Consider the following 10,366-nt stretch of genomic DNA (forward strand, 5'->3'; position numbering starts at 1 on the left):
CCATGCGCCTCTCCCTCCGCGCCCTCGCCGCGCTGCTCGCCTACCCCACCGCCGAGCTGCGGGCGGCGCTGCCCGAGGTGCGGGCGGCGCTCGCCGCCGACCCTGCCCTCGCCCCGGCGCTGCCCGGGCTGGAGGCGCTGGCGGCGCGGCTCGGCGCCGATGACCTCCTCGACCTGCAGGAGGAGTACGTCGCGCTGTTCGACCGCACGCGCGGCCTCTGCCTCAACCTGTTCGAGCACGTGCACGGCGATTCGCGCGAGCGCGGGCCGGCCATGGTGGAGCTGCACGGCCTCTACGCCGCGGCGGGGCTCGAGCCCGCCTCGGGCGAGCTGCCGGACTACCTGCCGATGCTGCTCGAATACGCCGCAATCGAGCCGGCGCGCGGGGCCGAGCTGCTCGGCAACGCCGCGCCGGTGCTCGACCTGCTGCACGGCCGCCTGCTCGCCCGCGGCAGCGCCTACGCCGCCGCCTTGCATGCGGCGCTGCTCGTCGCCGGCGCGGTGCCGGGCACGGTGCCGCTCGCCGACGCGCCCGACCCGACGCCGGAGGAGCTCGACGCCGCCTACGAGGAGGCGCCGGTGGTCTTCGGCCCGGGCGCCGATCCGGCCGCCGAATGCGGCGGCGAGGCGCTCGCCGCGCGGCTGCGCGCCGCCCGCCGCACCCCCAACCCGAAGCCCGCGCCGCGCCCCGTGCTCCGCCGCGTCGCGGCCGCCAGCAGAGGCTGACCCGCCATGTCCGACTACCTGCACACCCTGGCCTTCGGCATCTACCCCTACATCGCCGTCGCCGTCTTCCTGCTCGGCAGCCTGGTGCGCTTCGAGCGGGAGCAGTACTCGTGGAAGAGCGGCTCCTCGCAGCTCCTGCGCCGGCGCCAGCTCCGCATCGGCAGCTACCTGTTCCACATCGGCATCCTGTTCCTGCTGGTCGGCCACACCGTCGGCCTGCTGACGCCGAAGGCGGTGTACGAGGTCTTCCTCACCGCGCCGCAGAAGCAGATGCTGGCGATCGTGGCGGGCGGCATCGCCGGCACCATGTGCTTCGTCGGCCTGACTATGCTGCTGCACCGGCGGCTGTTCGACGCACGCATCCGCGCCACCTCCTCCTTCGCCGACATCGGCATACTGGGGCTGCTCTGGGTGCAGCTCGTGCTCGGCCTCGCCACCATCCCCTTCTCGCTCGGCCACCGCGACGGGGCGGTGATGGTGCAGCTCTCGCACTGGGCGCAGGACATCGTCACCTTCCAGGCCGGCGCGGCGGCGCACCTCGTGGGCGTGGAGTGGGTGTTCAAGGCGCACATCTTCCTCGGCATCACCCTGTTCGTGGTGTTCCCCTTCTCGCGCCTGGTGCACATCTGGTCGGCGCCGATCGGCTACGCCTTCCGCCCCTACCAGCTCGTGCGCCGCCGCGGCGCGCGGACGGCCTGAGGGGGAGCGCGCCGGCATGATCCGCGTGGACGGCGTCGAGATCCCCGAGCGGGCGATCGCGGCGGAGATGCAGCACCACCCCGCCGCCAGCCGCGAGGAGGCGTGGCGGCAGGCCACCGAGGCGCTGGTGGTCCGCCAGCTCCTGCTGGCCGAGGCGGCGCGGCAGGGCCATGACGTCGCGGCGGACGAGGAGGCGGCGGTCTCCCGCCTCCTCGCCGCCGAGGTCGCGGTGCCGGAGGCGGACGAGGCCACCTTCCGCCGCTGGTTCGCCGCCAACCGCGCCCGGCTGCGCAGCCCGGAGGCGTGGCACGCCGCGCACATCCTGCTCGCGGCCGACCCGGACGACCCGGAGGCGCGCCGCGCCGCCGAGGCCGAGGCCGGGCGCCTCGCGCGGCTCGTCGCGGCGGATCCGGCGCGGCTGCCCGAGCTTGCCCGCGCGCATTCCGCCTGCCCCTCGCGCGAGCAGGGCGGCGATCTCGGCCTGATCGAGCCCGGCAGCACCGTGCCGGAATTCGAGGCGGCGCTGCGCGCGCTCGCCCCCGGCGAGGTCGGCGCCGCGCCGGTCGCCACCCGCTACGGCTACCACGTGGTGCGCCTGCTGCGGCACGAGGCGGGGCGCGACCTGCCCTTCGAGGCGGTGCGGGAGCGCATCGCCGCCTGGCTGCAGGAGGCGGCGCGGCGCCGTGCCCTGCACCAGTACATCGCCATCCTCGCCGGACGCGCCCGCATCGAGGGCATCGCCCTCGCCGCCGCGGACGGGCCGCTGGTGCAGTAGCCGGGCACGCCCCGCCGACCCGGACGATCCGACCATGCCCGATGGCACGCTCCTCCCCGCCCCCGACGCGGTTCCCGCCTGCTGCGACGACGCGCCCGGCCTGGTGCCGCCCGAGGCGGCGCGGGAGCGGCTGCTCCGCGCCGCCCGGCCGGTGGACGGCGCCGAGACGGTGAGGCTCGATCAGGCGGCCGGCCGGGTCCTGGCCGAGCCGCCGCGCGCCGCCACCGCCCTGCCCCCCTTCGACCAGTCGGCGATGGACGGCTACGGCCTGGCGGCGGCCGATCTCGCGCCCGGCGCCGCGCCGCCGCGCCTCGCCCGCCGGATCGCGGCCGGGGACGCGCCGGGGCCGGCGCTCGCCCCGGGCGAGGCGGTGCGCCTGCTCACCGGTGCCGCCCTGCCCGAAGGCGTCGTCGCGGTGGTGATGGAGGAGCATGTGGCGCTGCGCGAGGGGCGGGTGCATGCCCGCCGCCTGCCGCGCGCGGGCGAGAACATCCGCCGCCGCGGCGAGGACGTGGCGGCGGGCGAGGCGCTGGCCGCGCCCGGCACGCGCCTCGATGCCCGCCATGTCGCGCTGCTCGCCGCCGCCGGGGTCGCCGCGGCGAGGGTGCGGCGGCGGGTGCGGGTGGCGCTGCTCTCCAACGGCAACGAGCTGCGCGCCGCGGGCGCCGCGAGAAGCGGGGCGGCGGTGCACGACAGCAACCGGCCGATGCTGCGCGCCCTGCTCGCCGCGCGGCCCGAGATCGCCTGCGCCGATCTCGGCCTGCTGCCGGACGAGCCGGACGCCCTCGCCGGGGCGCTGGCGGGGGCGGCGGCGGGGCATGACCTGATCCTCACCACCGGCGGCATCTCCGGCAGCGATGCCGACCACCTGCCGCGCGCCGCCGTCGCGGCGGGCGGGACGGCGGAGGTGCTGAAGCTGCGGCTGAAGCCCGGCAAGCCGCTGGCGCACGGGCGCATCGGCGGGGCACTCTGGCTCGGCCTGCCCGGCAACCCGCTGGCCGCGCTGGTGACCATGCTGGTGCTGGGGCGGCCCCTGCTGGCGCGCCTCGCCGGCGCCGGCGCCGGGGGCGCCGCGCCGCTGGCCGCGCGCGCCGGCGAGGGCTTCCGCCGCAAGCCGGGGCGGGAGGAATACCTGCCGGCGGTGGTCGCCGGCCATGACGAGGCCGGCCTGCCGGTGCTGGCGCGCGCCGGGCAGGCGGGCTCGGCGCGGCTCGCCCCCCTCGCGCGCGCCGACGGGCTGCTCTGGCTGCCCGCCGGCTGCGAGCGCGTCGCCCCCGGCGACCCGGTGCGGTTCCACCCCTTCGGGGCCAGCTTCGGGCTGGGCTGACGACATGCGCGCACCGACCGCCCGCTTCCCCATGCTGCAAGAGAGCGCCTTTCTATGGCCGAGCTGATCCCCCCGCCTATTCTGTTCTTCGTGCTCGGCGCCGCCGCCGCAGCGCTGCGCTCGGACCTTCACCTGCCCGAGTCGCTGGCGAAGACGCTCTCGATCTACCTGATGGTGGCGATCGGGCTGAAGGGCGGTGCCGCGCTCGGCACTCCGGGCGCTTCCGAGGGGCTGTGGGGCGCGCTCGGTGCCGGGGTCGTGCTGAGCTTCCTGCTGCCGATCCTCGCCTTCGCACTGCTGCGCGCCGCCTCGAGCCTGGACCGCGAGACGGCGGCGGCGGTGTCAGGGCATTACGGCTCGGTCAGCGTGGTGACCTTTGCCACCGCCATCGGCACGTTGAACGCCCTCGGGCTGCCACATGAGGGTTTTATGCCGGCGGTGCTGGCGGCGATGGAGACGCCCGCCATCGTCACCGCCCTGCTGCTCGCCAACGGCGCGGTCCGTCGCCACCGCAACCGCGCGTCCGGCCCGGGCGCCCCGACCCCACTGCCGGTGCTGCTGCGCGAGGTGCTGCTGAACGGCTCGATCGTGCTGCTGCTTGGCAGCTTCGCCATTGGCTGGTTCGGCGGCGAGCCGGCGCGCGCGCAATTCGCGCCCTTTGCCGAGGCGCTGTTCCCCGGCGCGCTGGCGCTGTTCCTGCTGGAGATGGGGCTGGTCGCCGCGCGCCAGATCCGAGCCGCCCCGGGAGTGCTGGATGCGCGGCTCTTCGCCTTCGGCCTGGTCATGCCGCTGATCGGCGGCGCCCTCGGCCTCGGGGCGGGGCTGCTGGTCGGGCTGTCGGTGGGCGGGGTGGCACTGATGGCGGTGCTCTCCGCCAGCGCCTCCTACATCGCGGTGCCGGCGGCGATGCGCATGGCGCTGCCGAAGGCGGATGCAGGGGTCTATGTCACCCTGTCGCTGGCGGTGACCTTTCCGTTCAATGTCGTCGCCGGCATTCCGATCTGGATCGCCGCGGCGCAGATGGTCGTGGGCTGAGAGGGCAGAGATGGCGCTGCATGCACGCAAGCGGATCGAGATCGTGATGGAGGCGGTGCGGGCCGAGCAGGTCACTGCATGGCTGGACCAGCTCGGCGCCACCGGCTGGACGGTGCTGCCGGTGAAGGTCGGCCGCGGCCGCCAGGGCCTGCGCCGGGCCGGCGTGCCGGGCGGCATTTTCGACAATGTGGTGATCCTCTGCGTCGTCTCGGACGAGGTCGCGGAGCGGGTGGTGCGCCACCAAGAGGAGTTGCTGGTCGCCAAGCCGGCCATCGTCACCATCAGCGACTGCTATGTGCTGCGCGGGGACCGCTTCGTGTGACGGCAGGACCGCGCCGCATGACCGCCCATGCCTCTCCCGCCGCCGCGCGCCGCCCGGCGCCCGCCGGCCTGGCGCTGTTCGCCCACGGCTTCCGGCCCTTCTTCCTGATGGCCGGGCTGTGGGCGGTGCTCGGCATGCTGGTCTGGGTGGCGGCGCTGCACGGCGCCGCCCTGCCGGCCGGCCCGCTGCCGCCCGCGCAGTGGCACGCGCACGAGATGATCGCGGGCTTCATCGGCGCGGCGATCGCCGGCTTCCTGCTGACGGCGGTGCCGAACTGGACCGGGCGGCCGGGCTATGGCGGCGCGCCGCTGGCGCTGCTCGCCGGGCTGTTCGTGGCGGCGCGACTCGCGCTGCTGCCCGGCTCCCCCGTGTCGCCCGGTGCGGCCGCCGTGGTGGCGCTGCTGCCCCTGCCGGCGCTGCTGCTGATGGTGCTGCCGGCGCTGGCGAAGGCCCGCACGCCCCGGCTGTTCGGCCCGCCGGCCTTGGTGCTGGTCTTCTGGGCCGGCGACCTGCTGATGCTCGGCGAGGTGGCGGGCTGGTGGGCGGCGGGCTTCGCCACCGGCCAGATGCTGTCGCTGAACGCGGCGCTGGCGCTGGTCGGCCTGATCGGCGGGCGCATCGTGCCCTCCTTCACCCTGAACGCGCTGCGCAAGGCGGGGCGCCCGGCGGAGCTGCGCCCGCTGCCGGGGGTGGACCGGGGGGCGATGCTGGCCCTGCTGGCGGTGGTCGTGGTGGACCTGCTGGCGCCCGGCGGGGCGCTGGCCGGGGTGGTGGCGGGGCTCGCCGCGCTGCTCACGGCGCTGCGCCTGTCGCGCTGGCACGGGCTGCGCACACTCGGCCAGCCGATCCTCTGGGTGCTGCACCTCGCCTACCTGATGGTGCCGCTGGCGCTGGCCACCAAGGCCGCCTGGCTGCTGGCGGAGGCTCCCTGGGCGGGCGGCTGGCTGCACCTGCAGGCGGTGGGCGCGATCGGGCTGATGATCCTGGCGGTGATGACGCGGGCGACGCTCGGCCATACCGGGCGCGACCTGGTCGCCGCCCCGCCGGTGGCGGTGGCCTACCTGCTGCTGGCGCTGGCCGCGCCGGTGCGGGCCTTCGGCCCGGCCCTGGGGGCCGGCCCGGGCGCCTACGCCCTGGCGGGGGCGCTGTGGATCGCCGCCTTCGGGCTGTTCCTCGCGGTGTTCGCGCCGATGCTGCTGCGGCCGCGGGCGGACGGGAAGCCGGGCTGAGGGTACCGCGTTCCGGAGGGGTGCCCAGGAAAGGAGGGGACAGGACCATGCGCGAGGCGAAGGAGCTGCCGGCCGCGGCCGGCGAGGTGGCGGAGGCCTATCCGGAGATCTACCGGGCCTATGCCGCGCTCGGCGAGGCCTGCGCCAAGGCGGGGCCGATCGACCCCAGGGCGCAGCGGCTGGTGAAGCTGGCCCTGGCGATCGGCGCCTGGTCGGAGGGCGGGGTGCATTCCCATTGCCGCCGGGCGCTGGAGGAGGGCATCCCCAAGGAGGCGCTGAAGCAGGTGGCGCTGATGGCGATCCCGACCCTCGGCTTCCCCAAGGCGGTGGCGGCCCTCACCTGGGTGGAGGACATCACCGACCCGGAGCGCCGCCGCCTGGCCGGGAAGTCGGCCGCCTGACCGGAGGGCCTAAAGCAAGGGCAGAGGCGAGACGCCGATCACCGGCCGGTGCGCCAGCAGCAGCGCCGCGTAGAGCAGCAGCGCGGCGCCGAGGCGGCGCGGATCGGGGGCAAGGCCGCGTGGCCGCCAGCGCCCATCCGCCAGGGCGGCGAGAGGCCAGAAGGAGGTCCGGGCGGCGAGGCGGCGCCACTCCGCCTCGCCCAGCGCGCGCCGCCGGCGGCGGTCGATGGCCACCATGCCGGCGAGCGCGCCTGCCGCGAAGCCGCCGAACAGCAGCACATGGGCAAGGTCTCCGTTCGGCACCGCATGGGCGCCGGCCCAGAGCGCGATCGCCCAGAGCAGCGGGTGCCGCGCCACCCCGGCGATGCCCGGCCGCTCCGGGTCGAAGCGCCCGCCGCCGCCGCCGCCGAAGGAAAGCGGGTTGGCCGCTCCCGCCCCGAAGGCGATCAGCAGGCAGGCAAGCGGCATGGCGATGTTCGGCACCCAGAGCTGCCAGGGGGCGAAAGGCCAGAGCGGCAGGAAGGGCGCCCGCCCCGCCGCGGCGATCAGCCAGGCCAGCAGCGCCACCGACAGCGCGCTGTAGGCCAGCAGATAGCCACGCTCCCCCAACGCCCCGACCAGCCGGCCGCGCAGGGCCGGGCGCGCCGGCAGGGCGTGCGTGAAGGCGAAGGCCAGGAAGGCGGCGACGTATTCGCCCCAGCCGCCGAGCATGCATCGCGTCTCCCGCCCATCAGGCATGGCCGGCCCGGAACAGGGCCGAACAGGCCGCCGGCAGCGGACCGCAAGGCGCCGGCGGCGTCAACCGCGCGCGGGCGCCGGCGGCCGGCCCTCCCCCTCCCCGAGCAGGAAGGGCCGCACCGCGTCGCGCAGCCGCCGCGGGTGCGACCAAGTCATGCCATGCGCCGCGCCGGGCACGAGGACGAGGCGCCCCCGCGGCAGCCGCGCCGCCATCCGCTCCGCCCAGGCGCGCGGCACCAGCAGGTCGCGGGCGCCGAGCACCACCAGCGCCGGTGCCGCCACGCGCGGCAGCATCTCCTCCACCTCGTGGCGCATCATGTGGCGGAAGCTGCGAGCGAAGCGCCGGGGCCCGGCGCGGAGGTAGTCCGTCGCCGCCACCCAGGCGATGGACCAGCGCTCGAGGGGCGCCAGCAGCAGGAAGCGCCAGAGCTGGGCCCAGGCCGGCCGCACCGCCGCATCCGGCGTCGGCCCCTGCAGCACCAGCCGCGCCACGCGCCCGGGATGGCGCAGCGCGAAGGCGAGCGCGATCTCGCAGCCGAGCGAGTTGCCGATCAGCGCCACCCGCCCGCCGATCCCGGCCGCCGCCATCCAGGCGGCGAGGGCATCGGCCAGTTCGGGCACGGAGAGCACGTGGCCGGGGGCGTCGCTGCCGCCGAAGCCCGGCAGGTCGGGGGCATGGACGTGGAATTCCGGCGCCAGCCACTCGGCCAGCGGCACCATGTAGCGGCCCGACATGCCGAGGCCGTGCACCAGCACCACGGGCGGGCGGCCCTCGGGCACCGCCCCGCCCGCCCAGCGCCGCGCGTGCAGCCGGAGCCCCCCGACCCGCAGCCGGTACCGCTCCGCCCGGACGCGGCGGGGCGGGCGGGGCGGCCGGCCAAGCCAGGCCAGCAGCCCCGCCGCCAGCGCCGCCACCGCCACCCTCCGCCATCCCGCCATCGCATGCCTCCGCGCCGCCGGAGCAGGTCGCGGACGGCCGGAGACAGCCGGGAGCGCGACTCTGCCTCCCAGGCAAGAGGCCGGAGCCGCGTCCGCGATCACAGCCGGGTGGCAGCGGCGCGCCAGCCTGACCCGCTTTCACGGATCACGCGTCCGCCCTCCATCGGGCGGCCCGTTCACCGCCCCGGCGCCCCCGCCTCCGCGGACCGGGCGCGCCAGCGCGATCCGCCTTGGCGGATCACGCGTCCGCTCTGCGTCAGGCGGCTGGTTCGCCGCTCTGGGCTTCCGCCTCCGCGGACCGGGCGCCAGAGCGGATCGCGGGCGGCCTGCCGCCGCCATGGGCCGCCCCCGGCGGCCATGCCCCTCCACCCGCCGGCGGGCGGTCCGGCACGGCGGGGCGCGCCGCCCCGGCTTGACGCCGGCGCGCCCAGGCCGGACCTCCCCTTCCTCCCCCTCCCGGACCCGACGGCGCCATGCCCTTTCCCGCCCTGCCCGCACCGCTCCTCGCCGCCCTGACCGAGCGCGGCTACGCCGAGCCCACGCCGGTGCAGGAGGCGGTGCTGAAGCCCGGCGCGGAGGGGCGGGACCTGCTGGTCTCCGCGCAGACCGGCTCGGGCAAGACCGTCGCCTACGGCCTCGCCATGGCGCAGGCGCTGCTCGGCGGGGAGGAGCACCTGCCCCCGCCGGCCGCGCCGCTGGCGCTGGTGGTGGCGCCAACGCGCGAGCTCGCCCTGCAGGTGCGCACCGAACTCGCCTGGCTCTACGCCGGGGCCGGGGGGCGGGTGGTCTCCTGCGTCGGCGGCATGGACCCGGTGGCGGAGCGCCGGGCGCTGGCCCAGGGCGCGCACATCGTCGTCGGCACGCCGGGGCGCGTGCGCGACCACCTGGAGCGCGGCAACCTGCGCCCCGAGGCGCTGCGCGTCGTGGTGCTGGACGAGGCGGACGAGATGCTCGACCTCGGCTTCCGCGAGGAGCTGGAGGCGATCCTCGAGGAGACGCCGGCGGAGCGCCGCACCCTGCTCTTCTCCGCCACCGTGCCGCGCCCGATCGAGACGCTGGCGAAGAGCTACCAGCGCGACGCGCTGCGCATCGCCGTCAGCGCGCCGACCGGGCAGCACGGCGACATCGCCTACCGCGCCACGCTGGTGGCGCCGCACGAGATCGAGCGGGCGGTGGTCAACCTGCTGCGCCACGAGGATCCGCGCCTCGCCATGGTGTTCTGCGCGACGCGCGCCAGCGTGGCGCGGCTGCACGCGAGCCTGGCGGAGCGCGGCTTCTCCGCCGTCGCCCTCTCCGGGGAGCTGACCCAGGCCGAGCGGACCCGCGCGCTGCAGAGCCTGCGCGACGGCCATGCGCGGGTCTGCGTGGCCACCGACGTCGCCGCGCGCGGCATCGACCTGCCCGAGCTCGGCCTCGTCATCCATGCCGAGCTGCCGCGCGACCCGGAGACGCTGCTGCACCGCAGCGGCCGCACCGGCCGCGCCGGGCGCAAGGGGGTGAGCCTGCTGGTGGTGCCGCATCTGCGCCGCCGCGCCGCCGAGCGGCTGCTCGCCGCCGCCCGGGTGCGCGCGGAGTGGGTACCCGCCCCCTCGGCCGAGGCGATCCGCGCCCGCGACGCCGAGCGCATCGCGGCGCGGGCGGCGGCGCTGGTGGCGGAGGGGCCGGAGGAGGAGGACCTCGCCGTGGCGCGCCGGCTGCTCGCCGAGCCGGCGCTGCCCGAGGACCGGGCGGAGGCGCTGGCCGCGGCGCTGGTGCGGGTGCTGCGCGCCCCCCTGCCCGCGCCCGAGGAGCTCTCGGAGATCCCGGAGCGCGCCCCGCCCGCCGCCGGGCGCGAGCGGCCCCGCCGCGACGGCGAGGGGGTGTGGTTCCGCGCCGATGTCGGCCGCAACGGCAATGCCGATCCGCGCTGGCTGCTGCCCTTCCTCTGCCGGCGCGGCCATGTGACGCGCCAGGAGATCGGGCGCATCCGCATCCTCGGCCGGGAGACGCAGTTCGAGGTGGCGCCCTACGCCGCCGCCCGCTTCGCCGCCGCGGCGCGCCGCGCGGAGGGGGAGGACGCGCATATCCGCATCGAGCCGATGCAGCCCCTGCCGCGCGGCCCGGCGCCGCGCCGCGCCGGACCGCCACGGCGGCCGCGCCCGGGGCGGGAGCGGGGCTGAGGCAGGCGGCCCCGCCG

At 77.2% G+C, this 10,366-nt stretch carries 11 protein-coding genes; 9 read left to right on the top strand and 2 right to left on the bottom strand.

What is annotated here, in order from left to right:
- Nucleotides 1-2 precede the first annotated feature (2 nt).
- From narJ to ET526_RS16415, 8 genes are read left to right on the top strand one after another with little or no spacing between them, the layout of a single operon-like run.
- On the top strand, nucleotides 3-725 hold the full coding sequence (gene narJ / locus ET526_RS16380; protein ID WP_135468996.1) for a nitrate reductase molybdenum cofactor assembly chaperone: 723 nt from the start codon (nucleotides 3-5) through the stop codon (nucleotides 723-725).
- Nucleotides 726-731: 6 nt separating this feature from the next.
- Entirely contained in the window at nucleotides 732-1,424 is a 693-nt protein-coding gene (gene narI / locus ET526_RS16385; protein ID WP_135468998.1) for a respiratory nitrate reductase subunit gamma, read from the top strand.
- 16 nt (nucleotides 1,425-1,440) lie between these two features.
- On the top strand, nucleotides 1,441-2,199 hold the full coding sequence (locus tag ET526_RS16390; RefSeq protein WP_135469000.1) for a peptidylprolyl isomerase: 759 nt from the start codon (nucleotides 1,441-1,443) through the stop codon (nucleotides 2,197-2,199).
- 34 nt (nucleotides 2,200-2,233) lie between these two features.
- Complete coding sequence (locus tag ET526_RS16395; protein ID WP_135469002.1) at nucleotides 2,234-3,526, top strand: molybdopterin molybdotransferase MoeA; 1,293 nt, start codon at nucleotides 2,234-2,236, stop codon at nucleotides 3,524-3,526.
- Nucleotides 3,527-3,580: 54 nt separating this feature from the next.
- The gene (locus ET526_RS16400) at nucleotides 3,581-4,561 is read left to right on the top strand and encodes a sodium-dependent bicarbonate transport family permease (RefSeq protein WP_135469004.1); all 981 of its coding nucleotides are present in this window, start codon (nucleotides 3,581-3,583) and stop codon (nucleotides 4,559-4,561) included.
- Nucleotides 4,562-4,571: 10 nt separating this feature from the next.
- Nucleotides 4,572-4,883 carry a P-II family nitrogen regulator gene (locus ET526_RS16405; RefSeq protein WP_135469006.1) on the top strand — a complete coding sequence of 104 codons (312 nt, stop codon included), beginning with the start codon at nucleotides 4,572-4,574 and terminating at the stop codon, nucleotides 4,881-4,883.
- 17 nt (nucleotides 4,884-4,900) lie between these two features.
- Nucleotides 4,901-6,112: an NnrS family protein gene (locus ET526_RS16410; RefSeq protein ID WP_135469009.1), complete on the top strand. Its 1,212-nt coding sequence runs from the start codon at nucleotides 4,901-4,903 to the stop codon at nucleotides 6,110-6,112.
- A 47-nt stretch (nucleotides 6,113-6,159) separates the two neighbouring features.
- Nucleotides 6,160-6,513: a carboxymuconolactone decarboxylase family protein gene (locus ET526_RS16415; protein ID WP_135469011.1), complete on the top strand. Its 354-nt coding sequence runs from the start codon at nucleotides 6,160-6,162 to the stop codon at nucleotides 6,511-6,513.
- A gap of 9 nt (nucleotides 6,514-6,522) precedes the next feature.
- On the opposite strand, the gene ET526_RS16420 is transcribed toward ET526_RS16415, so the two are convergent.
- Both ET526_RS16420 and ET526_RS16425 read right to left on the bottom strand, forming a co-directional pair.
- Nucleotides 6,523-7,224, bottom strand: a complete 702-nt coding sequence (locus tag ET526_RS16420; RefSeq protein WP_135469013.1) for an NnrU family protein — start codon at nucleotides 7,222-7,224, stop codon at nucleotides 6,523-6,525.
- Between the two features lie 87 nt (nucleotides 7,225-7,311).
- On the bottom strand, nucleotides 7,312-8,190 hold the full coding sequence (locus ET526_RS16425) for an alpha/beta fold hydrolase (protein WP_135469015.1): 879 nt from the start codon (nucleotides 8,188-8,190) through the stop codon (nucleotides 7,312-7,314).
- A gap of 473 nt (nucleotides 8,191-8,663) precedes the next feature.
- Between ET526_RS16425 and ET526_RS16430 the strand changes: the two genes are divergently transcribed.
- Complete coding sequence (locus ET526_RS16430) at nucleotides 8,664-10,349, top strand: DEAD/DEAH box helicase (protein ID WP_135469017.1); 1,686 nt, start codon at nucleotides 8,664-8,666, stop codon at nucleotides 10,347-10,349.
- The last annotated feature ends 17 nt before the right edge of the window (nucleotides 10,350-10,366 follow it).

The organism is Crenalkalicoccus roseus, from assembly GCF_004761865.1.
Taxonomy (GTDB): Bacteria; Pseudomonadota; Alphaproteobacteria; order Acetobacterales; family Acetobacteraceae; genus Crenalkalicoccus; species Crenalkalicoccus roseus.